Here is an 18,334-nt window from a genome sequence, read left to right as displayed (position 1 = left end):
AAGTATGAAACGAAATAAAATTATAATTACATTATTCACAGGAATGACATTATTGAGTGCCTGCCATGATTTAAATCTGAATCCGTTATCCTACGGTTCAACAGAAAGTTGGTACTCTGACGAAACTGAAGTTGAAATGGCAGTCAATGAGTTATACCGAAATGATTTTTGGCTTATAGATGAAGATACAAATACCGATTGGTCTGATGACAATATTTATCGTGAGTCATTAACTGAATTCCAAAATGCTACATTAAATGGTCAACATACTCAAGTCATAAATTTGTGGTCAAATCAATATAAAGTCATATCTAGAGCGAACAGCATTATAAACAAAGCTCAACGAGCTATAGAAAATGGAGCTTCAGAAAGCACAATCAATGCATTCATAGCTGAAGCCCATTTCCACAGAGCTTCAGCTTATGCTAAATTATCTCAAAAATTTGGAGCTGTCCCCTTGGTTGAAAATGATGTAGACATTGAAGAAGGCCTAACGATGGGACGTACTGATTTAGCTACTATCAAGCAATTTGTTTATGATGAATATGATAAAGCTATTGAAGTTCTACCTGTTTCATATACAGATGAACAAAGAGCAACAAAAGGTGCTGCTTTAGCCTTAAAAGCTCGTTATGCACTCTATATGGGAGATTATGCTATCGCTGCCGAAGCTGCAAAAGCCGTAATCGAGTTAGGAGTATACTCCCTGCACCCTAACTATCAAGAACTATTTTTACAAGGGACAAAAACATCACCAGAAAATATTTTTGTTATGGCCAGGTCTATAGAATTCGGTATTTATACTGATGCACGATATCCATTACCAAGAAATCATGGAGGATATGCAGCACCCAATCCGACTTGGGATTTATTTGCTTCATATGTTTGTACTGATGGCTTGCCCATAGATGAATCTCCTTTATTTGATCCTCACGATCCATTTAAGAATCGTGATCCACGCCTAAGTATGACAATTGTTCCTTTCGGAGAAAACTTCTTAGGTATAGAATTCAATCCTCATCCAGAAGCATTAGAAGTAATGAATTATAAGACTGGTAAAATGATCACGAACAATGATACTCGAGCTGTTGCACAATATGCGTCTTACAACGGGTTAGTTTGGAAAAAAGGATTAGACGAAAGCTGTTTGGAAAATGCTTTTCGAACTGAACCAAACAGAATTATTATCAGATATGCAGATGTTTTACTAATTTATGCAGAAGCAATGATAGAACTAAATCAAATTGATCAGTCAGTTTTAGATGCAATGAATGAAGTTCGTGCACGCGCATATGGTGTAGATAAATCTGCTACAGATCAATATCCAGCTTTTACAGCTACTGACCAAAAGACTTTACGCAGTCAATTACGTATGGAACGACGTATGGAATTTCCTAAAGAAGGCCTTAGATATATGGACCTAATTCGCTGGAAATTAATGGATAAAGTTATGTCTAAAAAAGTATATATGATGCTTTATCCATCTTCCTTATTAATTGAAAAAGTAGTTAATGAAGGAGATTGGTTTTGGCCTTTTGCTCCAGACATTGATGAAAATGGATTAGCTGATTTTACAAAGATCGAAGCTACTGGGAAAATAGCTGTGATCGCTCAAAAGAACTGGGATGATCGTCAATATTTATGGCCAATTCCTACAACTGAAATTCAAATTAATCCAAATATGAAACAGAATCCGGGCTATTAATCTATCTTAATAAGTCATTATAGTAAAGAGGCTTACTATCTATTTTAGAATTCATTCCCCTTACAAAAATTGTATAGTAGGCCTCTTACTTTATTAAATACAGCTTATGACAAAATGTAAATTATTATATGCTATATGTGGACTTTGTCTGTTTATCGCTTGTCAACAAAAGCCTAGAGAAAGATTAAACTTAATTCCTCAAGTTGATTCCATTTGTATACGGAATGGTTATTGTCAAATACGAGCTTTAAAAACGATACAAATTCCTGCTAAATGGGAAAAAGTAGGTAAGCTATTTATTAAGGATTTAAGTAAAAAAAGTTCTATTTTTATCCAATTAACAAATCAAAATGCAAATATAAAAATAATTGAGAATCCATCATTACCGGCAGAAGCCTATCAGCTTAATATAAAAAAAGACTTTATACTAATTGAAACGAACGATATCCCTGGATTAAATCATGCCCTGGTAACACTACAACAGTTAATATGGAATAGTACAAAAGGGGTACTTCCAGAATTAACAATAACGGATCATCCTCGTTTCAGTTATCGAGGTATCATGCTGGATTGTAGCCGACACTTTTGGGAAATTTCTGAATTAAAAAAGACAATTGACCAGATGGCATTCTTCAAACTGAATACATTGCATTTACATTTAACAGATAATCAAGGATGGCGATTTGCTATAGATAAATACCCTCAATTGACAAAAAAAGGAAGTTATTATTATGATTATCCTGAATTGTCTGGTAAATATTATAGTAAAAGTGATTTAAAAGATTTAGTAAATTATGCATCTTTGCGCGGGATCACTATTATTCCAGAAATAGATTTGCCTGGACACAGTATTTCCTTGTTAGCTGGATTACCTGAACTTTCATGTCAAGGAGGTACATTTGAAACGTACCCTGAAGAACGGGAGGCTAATAAACGTAAGCGAGTTGCTGAACATATGATTTGTATAGGGAATCCCCAATCATTAGCTTTTGTTGAAGATGTTGTTGATGCATTGACTGAAATATTTCCTTCACCTTACATTCATTTAGGAGGAGATGAGGTAGGAACAAATATTTGGGAAAAATGCCCTAAATGTATGGCTCTCTATCGTCAGCAAGGAATGAAAGACATTCACGAAATTCAAGATTATTTCACAAAAGAAGTAAGTCGTATTGTCCGTTCTAAAGGAAAAACTATGATAGGCTGGGATGAAATTAACACCCGTAATGCTGCATCAACCGACGATATATTAACAATTTGGCAAAATGACGGTAAAGAACAGCAAAAGAAAGCATTAGATCGGAATATATCGGTTATAATGTGTCCGAAAGATCCTTGTTATTTTGATTTCGGTTATGCGCGGAATCCAACAAGGAAGGTATATGAATGGGAACCAATAGATGAAACTATTCCCCAGGAATTACATTCTTTAGTAAAAGGAGGGCAAGCCTGTTTATGGACAGAATTTGTTACAACACAAACCGATGTTGAAAAAATGTATTATCCCCGTCTCTGTGCTTTAGCGGAAGTATTGTGGATTAAACCTAAAAAAAAGGATTGGACTGATTTTTATAGTAGATTAACCCATTTCCAGTCAACATTTGATCTCTTGGACATAAATTATTATATAGGAGAAAAAGTTGAGGATAATTGGTTTAATGCAGTAAAAGAACAGCCTGAACTTATACAGCCTGCAAGAATTGAAACCAATATAACTGCGATAAAATATTATAACCCTGAATATGCTTTTGACGGTAAAGAAGATACATTCTTCTCAAGTTCTTACGCTGTAGGGCAAGGTGATTATTTTACAGTCATATTAAACGAAGCACAGACAATAAAAGGAATTGAAGTTATTTGTGATGATTCAAAAGAATTTCTTTCACATGCAGATCTACTAATTAGTTCTGATAATACTAACTTTGTAAAAGTAGGTGAGTTCAATAAGTATGGTCAAGCTTCCGTTTCTTTCGCGGAGAAAAGTATAAAAGCTATAAAAATTGATGTAAAAAGCAAGCATTTCAACAGATTGACCATTCGAGAGATTCACTTACTAGTGTAACAAACTTAATTTGAAATTATTATAACTATGCGTACATTATTTATATCTTTATTATTATCAGGCCTTTCATCGATGACAATGATAAATTCTGCCAACCTCTTTATCGAGGCAGAAAGTTTTACTAAGAAAGGCGGTTGGGTAGTTGATCAGCAGTTTATGGACCTGATGGGCTCTTCATATCTGATGGCACACGGTATGGGTGAACCGGTGGAAGACGCACAAACAGAGGTGACCTTTCCGGAAAAAGGGACATATTATGTATATGTACGGACGTACAACTGGACTTCGCCTTGGAAAGATGGTGAAGGACCGGGAAAATTCAGTTTGTATGTCGGTAACAAGAAGCTGGCTTCACCGCTTGGGTGCGAAGGAAATGCATGGATGTGGCAAGCAGCCGGAAAAGTAACGATCAAGGATGTGAATACGGAACTGCGCTTGCATGATCTGACTGGATTCAACGGGCGATGCGATGCCATTTACTTCACAACGGAAGAAGATGCCGTTCCTCCTTCGGATGTGGCCTCGCTGGAAAAGTTCCGGCGGGAGAAACTGAATCTTCCGGCAGAAGCTCCGTTAGCCGGAGAATATGATCTGGTAGTTGTAGGTGCTGGTATTGCCGGAATGAGTGCCGCCGTTTCGGCTGCCCGCCTAGGTTGCAAGGTGGCTTTGCTAAACGACCGTCCGGTGATAGGAGGAAACAACAGTTCGGAGATTCGCGTTCACTTGGGTGGACGCATCGAAGCCGGTCCTTATAAAGAATTAGGGAATTTACAGAAAGAGTTTGGTCCGACGCGAGGCGGTAATGCTCAGCCTGCCGATTATTACGAGGATCAAAAGAAGATGGACTGGCTGCTGAAGGAAAAGAATGTTTCCTTATTTACCAACTATCGTGCAATTGCTGTAGAGAAAGAAGGGAATCGCATCACTGCGGTTATCGCCAAGCATATTGAGACGGGCGAAGAGAAGCGTTTCGAAGCACCGCTGTTCTCTGATTGTACAGGCGATGGAACCATTGGTTATTTGGCTGGAGCTGATTACCGAATGGGACGTGAAAGCCGGGACGAATTCGGAGAAAGTACAGCTCCGGAACAGGCGGATAAGATGACAATGGGTGCTTCCGTACAATGGTATTCGGAAGACACGAAGAAACCTTCTTCATTCCCACACTTTGAATATGGAGTTGATTTCAATGAGAAGAATTGTGAAAAGGTGACGATGGGCGAATGGACTTGGGAAACAGGTATGAACTACGATCAGATCAAGGATTTCGAGCGTATCCGGGATTATGGCCTGTTGGTGGTTTATTCCAACTGGAGTTATCTCAAGAATGAAATGAAGGAAAACGATGTGTATAAGAACCGGAAGCTGGCCTGGGTAGCTTACATCTCCGGGAAACGGGAATCACGCCGGTTGATGGGCGATTATATTCTGAAAGAAGACGACTTACGGAAGCATGTAGTCCATGAAGACGGTTCGGCTGCTTCTACGTGGAGTATCGACCTGCATTATCCGGATCCGAAGAATACAGAGAATTTCCCCGGTCAGGAATTCAAGTCGATTGCCAAACATATCAACATCTATCCGTACCCGATTCCATACCGTTGCCTGTATTCGCGCAACATTGACAACCTGTTCATGGCTGGTCGGAATATCAGTGTGACACACGTCGCCTTGGGAACGGTACGCGTCATGCGAACAACCGGAATGATGGGCGAAGTAGTCGGCATGGCGGCTTCTATCTGCAAGAAATATCAGGTGAACCCGCGTGGTGTCTATCAATATCATTTGCCGGAATTGAAAGAGCTGATGAAAGAAGGTGTCGGGCAGAAAGGCTTGCCCAACAACCAGCGATACAACGAAGGCGGTACACTGAAAGAAGAACCGGTCGTCCGGTAACACATCTGACTCGTTAATGAAATAAGCCTGTTGTTAGCCGTTTTTATTTACGGGAAACAACAGGCTTATTTGCCGAAAAAGGTGAAGACTTAACACAGTTTTATTACCTTTGTACTTTCATCATCAAATATTAATCATTAAAGATCAAATCTATGAAAACAAACAGATGGCTACTTACGCTGCCGGTGTTGGCATTGCCTTTCTATGCGTGCAACAACAAGCAGGCCCAGTCTGACGGGCAGCAAGAGAAGAAACCGATGAACATTCTCTATATCATGTCGGACGACCATTCATACCAGACAATCAGCGCGTATGATAACCGCTTTATCCAGACGCCTAATATCGACCGGATTGCCAACGAGGGTGTTCGTTTCACCAATAGTTTTGTGGCCAATTCCATCAGTGGTCCCAGCCGGGCATGTATGCTGACCGGTAAACACAGTCATGCGAATGGCTTTACCGACAACAGTGCTGTTTTCGACGGCAGTCAGCAGACGTATCCAAAGTTATTGCAGAAAGCCGGATACCAGACAGCAATCATCGGGAAATGGCACCTGACTTCCGCTCCTACCGGATTTGATTATTCGGAAATCCTGATCGGACAGGGTATTTATTACAACGCACCGTTTATCAAGAACGGCGAAGAGATTACCTCGAAAGGATATGCAACGAATGTCATCACCGATAAGGCAATCGACTGGCTGGAGAACCAGCGCGACAAGAGCAAACCGTTCTGCCTCTTGCTTCATCACAAGGCTCCACATCGTACCTGGATGCCGGATTTACAGGATCTGGAGCTTTTCAGCGACAAGACTTTCCCGCTGCCAGACAATTTCTACGACGATTATGAAGGCCGTCAGGCTGCGGCTGCCCAAGAGATGAGCATCTTCAAGGATATGGACTTGGTCTACGACCTGAAGATGGCAGATAAAGAGAACGAAATCCATACGACAACCGGATTGGAAGAAGTAGGACGCCACATGTACGACACCATGACACCCGAAGAGAAGAAGGCTTGGGATGCTCACTACGATCCGATCATCCAGAAATTCAAGAAGGCGAATCTTTCCGGCAAGGCTTTGGCTGAATGGAAATACCAACAGTATATGCGGGATTATCTACGGGTAATCCATTCGGTAGACCGCAACATCGGTCGCGTACTGGATTATCTGGAGAAAGCCGGATTATTAGAGAATACCATGATTGTCTATACATCCGACCAAGGTTTCTATATGGGCGAGCACGGCTGGTTCGACAAACGCTTTATGTATGAAGAGTCGTTCCGCACACCGCTGCTGGTTCGTCTGCCGGGTGGTATTCATGGAGACGTGGATGCGTTCGTCCAGAATATCGATTATGCCCCGACCATCCTGGAACTGGCAGGTGTGGAAATACCTAAAGACATGCACGGAGAATCGTTCCTGCCGTTCCTGAAAGGAGAAAAGCCAGCCCACTGGCGCGATGCCTTGTATTATCACTTCTACGAATATCCGGCCGAACATGCGGTGAAGCGCCATTACGGAGTCCGCACAGACCGCTATAAGTTAATCCATTTCTACAACGACATCGACACATGGGAATTATACGACCTGCAGGAAGATCCGTCGGAAATGAAGAATCTTTACGGTCAGCCGGGTTACGAGGAAATCACCCGTCAGTTGGAAAAGAAACTGGTGGAACTGCAACAGCAGTATCAGGATACTACAGCTTTGGCATTGAATCACTTCTAAATGGAGAGAGGATTAAGGGCTGTTTGGATATTGATAGATTAATACATACTTTTATCTCATTCAATCAGAAGAAAGGAATCTAAATGAATACGATAAGCTTACAGTCTGAACAAAACGAACTGATACGCCGGATTCTCGACGTGAAGGATCTTTCCTTGCTGAAGAAAGTAGAAGACTTGCTCAATGCAGAAGAGGCGAAAGTCTCGAATGTAAAAGAACCGGTAACTTCCTATATGTCTCGCCAGGAGATAGAGGCACATATCGAACAAGCTTGCAAGGAAGCCAAGCTAATACAGGAAGGAAAGCTCCAGCCCATCAACGCGGAGGATTTACTGCATGAGCTGTAACATTATTGTAACGCCTGAATTTTCTCGTAGCCTGAAGAAGTTGGCCATTTATGATAAATCTGAGCGTGAAAATCTGAGTGACAAAGAACTGAAGGATTTATTGTACCGTTATAGCCTATAAGAGTAAACATCTTAAAATAGGAATAATAAAATAGAGGCACGGAAACAAAGAGTTTCAATTTTGCTCCTTGTTTCCGTGCCTCTTCTATTTATACCACCAAGAGACTTCTCAATTATCTGAATTTGCAGAAATTACAAACAATAATACCCAGGTCTATAGTTTAGCTAATTCTTCCACAAACCGCTGGAGCCGGATAAGATAGCTCATATTTCCCCTCGCGAAACGCCTGCCAAGCAGGGCGATAAGGACTATGCACCGACAACATTTGTACCAAGCAGTTGGTATCTAATACAACAAGCCGCTTCATGACTTATATGGTGTACGATAATGAGTTTCGCCCAGTTCTTTCAATGTCTGTTCGTTCCACTCTCCCGATTGCCAGAGTTTATCCAATTCTTCATCGGCACGACGAGCATAGAACTCTGAAATGACATGTTTCAGTGCCTCCAATTCTTCTTCACTGCGGATTCCTGCCATAATATCAAGCATCTCCAACTGTGCCTTATTAAATACTGTTCTGTCCATGATTCTTCCAGTTTTCAGTAATCTTACATCTGCGAAGATACAAAATATTCTCTTGCCACAATATTTCTCCCCGATTATCTCATTTTGCCTCTTCCCGCAAAGACAAACCATCATTCCATCGAACGGGCAATGCCTAATTCCAAGCCACGAAGTTCGGCCAAACCACGCAGACGGCCGATGCAGGAATAGCCCGGATTGGTTTTCTTCCGCAAGTCGTCCACCATCTGATGGCCGTGGTCCGGACGTACCGGGATAGAGACTTTCAGCCGTTGTTGTATCTCCAGCAGAGCCTTCATCATGCCATACATATCAACATCGCCTTCCAGGTGATTGGCTTCATAGAAGTTTCCTTCAGCATCCCGTTTCGTACTGCGTAAATGAACGAAATGAATCCGGTCGGCAAACTCATACATCATCGCAACCAAATCATTGTCGGCACGCACACCGAATGATCCGGTGCAGAGACACAGGCCATTCGATTTGTTAGGCACTCTTTTTATCAACTGACGAAAATCATCTGCCGTTGAAAGGATGCGCGGCAAACCTAAAATAGGATAAGGCGGATCGTCGGGATGAATCACTAGGTCAACTCCTACTTCATCGGCTACCGGTGTTATTTCTGACAGGAAATAAACCAGGTTATCACGCAGCTTGTCGGCATCCACGTCTTTGTAACGATCCAATGCTTCCTGAAACTGTTCGAGAGTGAAACTTTCTTCCGAACCGGGCAGTCCGGCGATCATGTTGCGCACCAGGCGCTGTTTCTCTTCCTCATCCATCTGTTCATAGCGGCGACGGGCTATTTCCTTATCAGCTTCCGAATATTCCTGTTCTGCCCCGGGGCGTTTCAGGATGAAAAGATCGAAGGCCAGGAAAGCCGCCCGCTCAAAACGCAAAGCCTTCGAGCCGTCAGGCATGGTATAGGCCAAGTCGGTGCGTGTCCAGTCGAGGACCGGCATGAAGTTGTATGTCACACAACGGATTCCGCAGGCGGACAGATTCCGCAAGGTCTCTTTATAGTTATCAATATAACGCTGGAAATCGCCGGTCTGCGTCTTGATATGTTCGTGTACCGGAACACTTTCCACGACACTCCACACTAAACCAGTTTCAGCAATCAGTTGTTGCCGTTTCCGGATTTCTTCTATACTCCAAACTTCTCCGTTGGGAATATGATGCAGCGCATGGACAATATCAGTGGCTCCGGCCTGCCGGATATCCCACAGACTGACCGGATCATTCGGTCCGTACCAGCGCCAGGATTGTTTACATAGATACATATTTATGAGTTTTTGAATTAACTAAATAGAAAACGCGTCGAAGCCACCGTCAATAACGGTCAAAGTACCGGATACGAAACGCGAAGCATCACTGGCCAGCCATTGCAGCGTACCCAACAATTCTTCCGGCTCGCCGAAACGCTTGAAAGGTGTATGTGCCAGAATGGTTTCTGCCCGCGGTGTCAGGCTTCCGTCCGGATTTGTCAATAAGGTTCGGTTCTGTTCGGTCAGGAAGAAACCCGGAGCAATGGCATTCACCCGCAGGCCCGGACCAAACTTCGTAGCCAGTTCGCCGCACATATATTTCGTGAAGTTGATGACAGCCGCTTTCGCTACTCCATAGCCTGCCACCCGTGTAAGCGGACGCAATCCGGCTTCGGAAGCGATATTGATAATGGAGCCCTGTTTCTGTGCCACCATGGCCCGGGCAAAAATCATCGTCGGCAAAACCGTTCCGAAGAGATTCAGATCCACCACTTGCCGCATGGCTTCCAGATCCAAATCGAAAAGGGTTTTGTCTGGAGCTATTGTCGCTCCCGGCATATTTCCTCCGGCCCCGTTGATCAGCACATCAATCCGGCCGAAGCGCTCCATGATGTCGGCATAATTCTGCTCCAGCCGAGCTTTATCGAGTACATCCGTCGTATAAAATACAGCCGTGCCTCCAGCCTTCACCGCCTCATCGGCCAACTGATTCCCGACTTGTTTATTCCGGCCTAAAATCACCACCTTCGCTCCTTCTTCGGCAAAGTGGCGCACCATCGCCCGGCCTAATACACCGGTTGCTCCGGTGATGACGATCACTCTATCTTTTACATCAAACAGATTCATATTTTATTGCATTAATTTGTTTATATCTTTCCGTTGACAAGGTATCAGGAGATGAGTTGACAAGCCCTTGCCCTGACACCTCAAAAAGCCGGCGTATTTTTCCCAAAAGCTGGCGTATTTTCCTAAAAAGCCGGCGTGTTTTCAGGAAAAAGCAGGCAGCTTTTAAAACGAAATAAACGGGAATCGATTTTGATTCCGATGAGTTTCGTTTCCGGTTCTCGTTTATTTCAGAAAATGATTAACCAGCGATAATCTTATACTTCGGCACCAGCGTCTTCATAATGATCCAGCCCACCAGATAAGCTACTGAACATATACAGAAGATGATGAAGTATCCGGCCGGTTTCCCGACAAAGCCCAGAAATTCCAGCTGTACCTTATCCGCATAGACGAAGAGATTGCCGGCACTTGCCTGCATCAACATCGAACTGACGCCGCCTGCCATGCCACCAATTCCCGTCACCGTGGCAATCGCCTTCTTCGGAAACATATCACTCACAGTCGTATAGATATTGGCCGACCAGGACTGATGCGCCGCACACCCGATACCGATCAAAATAACCGGAAACCAGGGAGAATACGTACCCAACGGCTGGGCAAACAAAACAACCAACGGAATGAAGGCAAAGATCAACATCGCTCTCATGCGGGCCTCGTATGGGTTCGTTTTCATCCGCTTAATAAAAATCGTAGGAAGCTTTCCTCCATACAACGACAACATAACGATAGCATATAAAGTAAAGATCAACGCCATACCCAATCCTTCTGTCGTCTTGATTCCAAACTGGGTATTCAGATAGGAAGGTGTCCAAAAGAGGAAGAACCACCACACACCATCGGTACAGAATTTTCCCAGCAAGAAAGCCCAGGTCTGCCGATAGCGGAAGCATTCCAACAAAGACATCTTCTTTTCATCAGCCTCCTCATCATTCACCAGATCAGCTTCCAGCAGCTTGTCCTGTCCGATGTATTCCAGTTCGGCAGCATTGACAAACCGGCTCTTCTCGGGCGGTGTGTACATGAATACCCAGAATCCCATCCAGATAAAGCCCAATACACCAATGATGACGAACGATAATTCCCAACCCCAATATTTAGCCAGCAGCGGAATCGTCAACGGCGCGGCCAAAGCACCGATAGAAGCGCCCGCATTGAAAATAGAGGTCGCAAATGCCCGGTCGCGTTTCGGGAAATATTCGGCTGTCACCTTGACTGCGGCAGGGAAATATCCCGCCTCTCCGATAGCCAATATACAACGGGCCGCCAAAAAGAAGTACATACTGAAGGTCGCGATCAGGACAGCCATATCACCCGTAGCCATCATCAACTGCGTCCGGTCCTCAAGTCCGACACAGGCTTCGGTGGCCACGCCACAAAAAGCATGCAGACAAGCGCCCAACGACCACAATCCGATCGACCACAAAAAGCCGGCCTTCGTTCCCATCCAGTCGATTACCCGACCTGCAAACAACATCCCGATTGCATATACAATCGAGAACGTCGCCGTGATCCGCCCATAATGGATTTCATTCCAATGAAATTCGGGCTTGATAAATTCATCCCAGGTTAAAGATAGCACCTGGCGGTCCAGATAATTGATCGTCAGGGCCAGAAACATCATGATACAGATAGTCCATCTGTAATTTGTCATCTTTATTTTTCCGTGTTTATTCATGTCATTCCGATTAAAAGGTTAGTTGTCATCCGCTTAGCTGTCAGCCTCTTGCCTGGCGGATTATCTCCAAGGCAAACCGGCATTTTTCGGTGATATAATTCCAGTCCTGAGCCGTGATCCGGTCTTTCGGGAAGAGCTTCGAGCCCATTCCAACGCAGGTTGTTCCTGCTTTCATCCAGGCGGTCAGATTCTCTTCCGTCGGTTCCACAGCACCCGTCGCCATGATCATCGACCAGGGAAGCGGAGCCTTGATATTCTTCACAAACGAAGGTCCGCCCACATTTCCTGCCGGGAAAATCTTCACTAAGTCACAACCCAATTCCTGTGCCTCACCGATTTCCGTTACCGAACCGCAGCCCGGCGTATAAGGAACCAGGTGACGATTGCACAAACGCGCCACTTCCGCATTCAGATACGGACCCACGACAAAGTTCGCCCCGTACTGTAAATAAAGAGCGGCCGTCGGTGCGTCGATCACAGAACCGATTCCCAGGATCATCTCCGGACATTCCCGGCGAGAGAACTTCATCAGGTCGATAAACACTTCCGAAGCGAAGTCGCCCCGGTTTGTAAACTCAAAGGCACGGACGCCACCTTCATAGCAGGCCTTCAGCACCTGACGAGCCACTTCGGGATCACTATGATAAAAGACCGGAACCATGCCCGTCTGTTGCATTGCCTGCAACACCTGTAATTTCGTAAATGCAGCCATTTGTTCTCCTTTCCTCTGTTAACGTGAAACCCGACCTGAGCCATCGCCCTTCATCAGGTTCTCAACCTCTTTTACTGTCACTTCGTTATAATCTCCATAAATCGTATGCTTCAGGCAGGAAGCCGCCACGGCAAAGTTCAATGCCTGCTGATCGTCTTGCGGATAAGTCAACAAGCCATAAATCAGGCCGCCCATGAAAGAATCGCCGCCACCCACACGATCCACAATATGCGTGATGTCATAGCGAGGCGACTGGAACAGCTGTTTGCCGTCGTACAAAACACCGCCCCATGTATTATGGTTGGCATTGATCGAACCGCGCAGAGTGATAATCACCTTCCGGGCCCGCGGGAAACGCTGCATCAGCTGTGTGCAGACACTTTCAAACTCAGCGGCATTCACTTCGCCTGCCGTGGCCGTCACATCAAAACCTTCCGGCTTGATGCCGAATACTTTCTCCGCATCTTCTTCATTTCCGAGAATGATGTCACAGCCAGCCACTAAATCCGGCATGACTTCAGAGGCCTTCTTTCCGTATTTCCACAGGTTCTTCCGGTAATTCAAATCGCAGGAGACCGGAATGCCCAACCGATTGGCTGTCTGAATCGCTTCCAGGCAGACATCAGCCGCACCCTGACTGATGGCCGGTGTAATGCCCGTCCAGTGAAACCAGTCGGCACCCGTCAACACCTGCTCCCAGTCGATCATGCCCGGTTTGATTTCCGAGATAGCCGAATGAGCCCGGTCATAGATGACCTTGCTGGCACGGGCCACCGCTCCTGTTTCCAGGAAATAGATTCCCAGGCGGTCACCCCCATAAACAATATGGTCCGTCTTGACTCCGTGCTTATGCAGATCTTTTACACAAGCGGCCGCTATGTCATTCTCCGGCAAGCGGGTCACAAACTCAGCGTCCAGTCCATAATTGGCCAATGACACGGCCACATTTGCTTCACCACCACCAAAAGTGGCCGTCAGTTCGTTCGTCTGACTAAAACGTAAATATCCGGGAGTTGCCAATCGCAGCATGATCTCACCGAAGGTTACTATCTTTCCCATGTGTGTTCCATTTATCCGTTAAAAGTTAAAATATCGTTTTGCATTATAATAAGAAATATCGGCCACCATCTGTTTCAGAAAATCCATCTCACTCCGCGGCAACTTCCCGGCCTCGATGTCTTCACCGATCAGGTTACACAGGATGCGGCGGAAATATTCATGGCGCGGATAGGAAAGGAAGCTGCGCGAGTCTGTCAGCATTCCCACAAAACGGCTCAGCAGGCCCATGGCCGAGAGGGCATTCATCTGTTTCCGCATGCCGTCTTCCTGATCGAGGAACCACCAGCCCGAGCCCAACTGCATCTTTCCCGGGATGATTCCGTCGTTATACGTATAAGCCAAGGTAGCCAATACCTCATTATCCTTCGGATTCAAGCTGTACAGAATGGTCTTTGTCAGCTTCCCGACCTGGTCCAACCGGTTAAAGAAACGGTGTCCGACGACCGAACAATTCACTTCCATGATGGCATCAAACCCCGTATCCGGTCCCAAAGCCTGAAACATACGGGTGGAACTGTTCCGGACCACACTGATATGATACTGCTGGGTCCATCCTTTTTCCCAGTCCATGACAGCCAGTTCAAACAGCATGGCACTCCGGAAACGGCGGATCTCCGTTTCATCCAGTAACTTTCCGTCCATCACCTTCTTGAAGATCTGCTGCACATCGGCTTCTGTATAATCATCGGCATAGAAATTATCCAGGCCATGATCCGAAAGGCGGCAGCCCAAAGAGGTGAAATAATCGTGCCGCTTCCGCAAGGCCGTCAACAAATCCGTGTATGAACGGATCTCCATATCGGCTGCCTGTCCCAATTTTTCCACATAAGCCCGATACGAAACCGGATTTTCCACCGCCAGCACCTTGTCCGGACGCCAGGCCGGATATACATGAGTACCAAAAGGATGCTCCTGTATATAGCGGTGATATTCCAATGAGTCTATCGGATCATCCGTTGTACAAACCACTTCCACCCGGAAGCGTTTCAACAGCGCCTGGGTACGGAAATCGTCGGTCTGCAACAGGGCTGTACAAGTCTCATAAATATCACGGGCCGTCTGCGGCTTCAAGAGAGTATCAATACCGAACACCCGGCTCAATTCCAGATGAGTCCAATGGTATAAAGGATTCCGCATGGTGTAGGGCACTGTTTCCGCCCATTTCTCGAACTTCTCATAATCACTTCTGTTTCCGGTGATATATTCTTCCGCTATGCCATTGCCGCGCATGGCCCTCCATTTGTAGTGATCGCCACCCAGCCAGACTTCCGTCAGGTTCTTAAAGCCATGATTTTCGGCAATCAGTTTCGGGTCCAGATGACAATGATAGTCGATGATGGGCAATGACTCTGCACTGTCATGATATAACTCGCGGGCCGACTCATTCGTCAGCATAAAATCTTTATTGATAAAACTCTCCATTTTTCCTGTATCCGATTTTCGTTAACAACTGCTCATTTCCTTATTATTTATTGTACTTCCAAAATATAGGAAGACATTCCGTCGGCATGCCCTTTCAACACGCCTTTCTGTACTGTAAAAGGAGCCTTGTGCACAGCATCTGTGTAAGAGCCATCGGGCAGACAGGTCTTGATGGAAATATCGCCTGCTTCGCCCAAATTGATCAGGGCCGCTCCTTTTTTACCCCGGGCCACTTCCATGACCTTGCCATCTGCCGAGTAATACAAAGTTTCCTTTTCACCTATCATGTGCTGGCGGAATTTATTGGCCGCAACCACTTCCGGATGGAAGAAATTATCATTTCCACGCGGACCAATCTGATTGTTTCCCCAACGATTCTCGGGTGACGAACCCGCCGGGCGGCTCAAGAACAAAGGAACACCCGAAGCACGGGCAGCCACGATCGCCCAGCCACAGCGGATCTGCGCGTCTGTCAGACCAGCCGATTCGCCGGCATTGCAATAGGTGTCATGACTTTCCACCCAGGTAATCAGTTGCTTCGGATTGGCCGGATGATGCCAGGACTCCAGATCCACTCCCGTGAAACTTCTGTTCTCCAACGCCTTCCGCAGCTCTCCGCCATAATTGCTGGCGGTCAGTCCGATGTATTTGGAATATTCTTTTTCCTTCACGTCCTTGCCCTGCAAAACTTCTCCATAGATGAAAAGCTCTTTGGATGTATCCAGACGCAAACCGTTTACAGCTTCCCGGCCTGTAGCGACTTCCCAAAAGTTATTCCGGGGAGATTTCTCATCCTTCGGATCGGAAGGCAAGCCGATATGTTTGGCGGTGTCATACCGGAATCCGCCGGCTCCGCAGGCAATCAGCTCATTCACATATTTCATATAATAATACTGGAACAGCGGATTCTCCGTATTTACATCGGGCAATCCACCGACACCCTGTGTTGTGCATTGCAATCGGTCATTATAATCCTCTATCGGCTTCAATCCGTTGGCATGATATAATTGGTCATGTCCGCCCACGGCATCAATGAACTGCTGGGAAACAGCCGTTGTATCGAAGGCCGTATGATTCGGCAAGACATCCACCAGTACCGTAATTCCATATTTCCGCGCCTCGGCAGTCATGGCAATAAAATCGGCTTTCGTCCCCAGCTGATAGTTCCCGATGGTCCATTCCACCGGCTGATAATGATAATACCATTTTCCTTTTCCGAAGATTTCCAAACCGCCGTCGTCGCCCACAAAACATTTATTGGCCGGCGAAGTCTGCACCATTGTAAACCCCGCATCCGCAATCTGCTTCATATTATCCTTAATGGTCTGGAACGACCAGCAAAACGCGTGCAGGATCGCCCCGTTCTGCTTATCCTTCGGCAAAGTGGTCTGCTGGCCGAATACTGACAGCGGACAAGAAAACAAGCCCGAAAGCACTGACAGTGCCGCAATAAAAACTTTTCTGATCTTCATAATTATTCTCCTCTTAATTGTTTTTCTCATTTCACAAATCTGATTCCTACTCCTGAGGTTCCTGCCTCATCCATGATGGCACGGGCCGAAACATCAATTTTATCCGATACAAACTCCGGAATATTATACGACCACATGCAGTCTTCATAATAATCGCTGGTACGCTGGGGCAACATAAAGGGTTTCCCTACTTTGCCTTCTGCTGAAACGTATGCAAAGTACGGCCGTGTATAAAGTCCGTCATCCCGCCGGCTGCTGAATACGAACCAACGGCTGTTTCCGCTCCAGGAATGGTAGCTTTCCACATCCGGACTGTTGACTTCCTCCAGACAGCGGTGTTCGCCGGTCTTCAGGTCTACCCAATACAAATCGGCGTCTTTGTGCCAGATCGAGAAATTCCCGTATCCGGACAACGTATACAACAAATAACGTCCGTCTGGCGAGACACGCGGGAACGAAACACTTTTGCCTTGTTGTTCTGCCGCATACAAGGTATCTACCCGATTACCAAATGTCCGTTTTTCCGGATCAAAAGCGATCGAACAGAGACTGTATTTCACTTCCTGATAAGCATCCGGCATCGGTTTGGCTTCAGCCGTACAGAAATAAAGCGTTTTCCCGTCGGGTGAAAAAGTCGGGAACGTCTCAAACGCCTGTTTGGAGAACAAAGCCGGTGCCGTGATCAGTTCATGCTTCTCGGTATCATAGACAACCACATCCGATTTCTCATCATAGACTTCAATCCGGTTCCGATTGTTCGGATGAAAGAACTGTTTCGTGACATTCGTCGAGAAAGCCACAAAGCGTCCGCCCGGGTGCCACGACGGATAAACCAATGCCGAAATGGTTTCGGGTGTTTCCGTATTGAGCTTCTCCACCTTCCCGTCCTTGACCAGGTAGGTTCCACCCAGTTTCTGACGCATGTGGAACAGAAAACAGTCAGCCTGCCGATTACAGAAAGAATGGCAGTTCATGCAGTTCTGCTGGGTCTGCCGGTTTTCCAAAACAGGCGATTCATCAAAAGTCTCTATATGACGCTGGTAAATACCCATGGTTTTCCACAGTTCATATCCCGGCGCGATCTTCCGGTAAGCCAAATAAGGATCAACAGCCTCCGGTGCCACATACATCCGAAACGGCTTATATGCGGTCCACCGCCCGTCTTTTTTCACCGTAACAGTTACCTGAAAGGAAGAGCCAGCCGACTGCTGCAACAGCTTCTTCCATTTCGAGGCCGGAATCTGAAAGGTCTTTTCTGTCATTTCTACCCGAAAGCTATCCTCCTGCCCGGCAAAAGCAGCCACCGCCGCTTCCACCTCGTCCGACAGGCCGAAATTCAGCGGCGCTATATTCACCGGAATCGTCACTTCCGTATAATCCGGATAAATAGAAGGAGTCACGTCCTTCTGTTCATCCACCTTCGGTTTCCCCGGCTGACAGGCTGCCAGCCCGATCAGCCATCCGACGATGATATATAAACCCAACTTTTTCATGACC

Annotated in this window: 14 protein-coding genes; 5 read left to right on the top strand and 9 right to left on the bottom strand. The window is 45.8% G+C overall.

Annotated features, from left to right (window positions below; genetic code table 11):
• Positions 1–4 precede the first annotated feature (4 nt).
• The 5 genes from NEE14_RS14910 (at position 5) to NEE14_RS14890 (ending at position 7,740) form a co-directional block, all read left to right on the top strand.
• On the top strand, positions 5–1,705 hold the full coding sequence (locus tag NEE14_RS14910; RefSeq protein ID WP_251967473.1) for a RagB/SusD family nutrient uptake outer membrane protein: 1,701 nt from the start codon (positions 5–7) through the stop codon (positions 1,703–1,705).
• Between the two features lie 106 nt (positions 1,706–1,811).
• Positions 1,812–3,767 carry a family 20 glycosylhydrolase gene (locus NEE14_RS14905; protein WP_251967474.1) on the top strand — a complete coding sequence of 652 codons (1,956 nt, stop codon included), beginning with the start codon at positions 1,812–1,814 and terminating at the stop codon, positions 3,765–3,767.
• 72 nt (positions 3,768–3,839) lie between these two features.
• Positions 3,840–5,663 (top strand): FAD-dependent oxidoreductase, encoded by a 1,824-nt coding sequence (locus tag NEE14_RS14900; RefSeq protein ID WP_422394660.1) that lies wholly within the window; start codon positions 3,840–3,842, stop codon positions 5,661–5,663.
• A 152-nt stretch (positions 5,664–5,815) separates the two neighbouring features.
• Positions 5,816–7,393: a sulfatase family protein gene (locus NEE14_RS14895; protein WP_251967476.1), complete on the top strand. Its 1,578-nt coding sequence runs from the start codon at positions 5,816–5,818 to the stop codon at positions 7,391–7,393.
• Between the two features lie 83 nt (positions 7,394–7,476).
• The gene (locus NEE14_RS14890) at positions 7,477–7,740 is read left to right on the top strand and encodes a hypothetical protein (protein WP_251967477.1); all 264 of its coding nucleotides are present in this window, start codon (positions 7,477–7,479) and stop codon (positions 7,738–7,740) included.
• A gap of 424 nt (positions 7,741–8,164) precedes the next feature.
• On the opposite strand, the gene NEE14_RS14885 is transcribed toward NEE14_RS14890, so the two are convergent.
• The 9 genes from NEE14_RS14885 to NEE14_RS14845 form a co-directional block, all read right to left on the bottom strand.
• A complete protein-coding gene (locus NEE14_RS14885) occupies positions 8,165–8,386 on the bottom strand; it encodes a dephospho-CoA kinase (RefSeq protein ID WP_251967478.1) in 222 nt (73 codons plus the stop codon).
• Positions 8,387–8,496: 110 nt separating this feature from the next.
• Entirely contained in the window at positions 8,497–9,666 is a 1,170-nt protein-coding gene (gene uxuA / locus NEE14_RS14880; RefSeq protein ID WP_251967479.1) for a mannonate dehydratase, read from the bottom strand.
• Positions 9,667–9,687: 21 nt separating this feature from the next.
• Positions 9,688–10,497 (bottom strand): SDR family oxidoreductase, encoded by an 810-nt coding sequence (locus NEE14_RS14875; RefSeq protein ID WP_251967480.1) that lies wholly within the window; start codon positions 10,495–10,497, stop codon positions 9,688–9,690.
• A 238-nt stretch (positions 10,498–10,735) separates the two neighbouring features.
• A complete protein-coding gene (locus NEE14_RS14870; protein WP_317259010.1) occupies positions 10,736–12,148 on the bottom strand; it encodes an MFS transporter in 1,413 nt (470 codons plus the stop codon).
• A gap of 64 nt (positions 12,149–12,212) precedes the next feature.
• The gene (locus NEE14_RS14865; RefSeq protein WP_251967482.1) at positions 12,213–12,884 is read right to left on the bottom strand and encodes a bifunctional 4-hydroxy-2-oxoglutarate aldolase/2-dehydro-3-deoxy-phosphogluconate aldolase; all 672 of its coding nucleotides are present in this window, start codon (positions 12,882–12,884) and stop codon (positions 12,213–12,215) included.
• Between the two features lie 18 nt (positions 12,885–12,902).
• On the bottom strand, positions 12,903–13,943 hold the full coding sequence (locus NEE14_RS14860; RefSeq protein WP_251967483.1) for a sugar kinase: 1,041 nt from the start codon (positions 13,941–13,943) through the stop codon (positions 12,903–12,905).
• 18 nt (positions 13,944–13,961) lie between these two features.
• Entirely contained in the window at positions 13,962–15,365 is a 1,404-nt protein-coding gene (gene uxaC, locus NEE14_RS14855) for a glucuronate isomerase (protein WP_251967484.1), read from the bottom strand.
• 47 nt (positions 15,366–15,412) lie between these two features.
• Positions 15,413–16,837, bottom strand: a complete 1,425-nt coding sequence (locus NEE14_RS14850; protein WP_251967485.1) for an alpha-amylase family protein — start codon at positions 16,835–16,837, stop codon at positions 15,413–15,415.
• A gap of 26 nt (positions 16,838–16,863) precedes the next feature.
• Positions 16,864–18,330 (bottom strand): TolB family protein, encoded by a 1,467-nt coding sequence (locus tag NEE14_RS14845; protein ID WP_251967536.1) that lies wholly within the window; start codon positions 18,328–18,330, stop codon positions 16,864–16,866.
• Positions 18,331–18,334 lie beyond the last annotated feature (4 nt).

It is taken from the genome of Parabacteroides sp. AD58, assembly GCF_023744375.2.
Lineage (GTDB): Bacteria > Bacteroidota > Bacteroidia > Bacteroidales > Tannerellaceae > Parabacteroides > Parabacteroides absconsus.
Note: the sequence above shows the minus strand (reverse complement) of the source record. Positions and strands in the feature narration are given on the sequence as shown.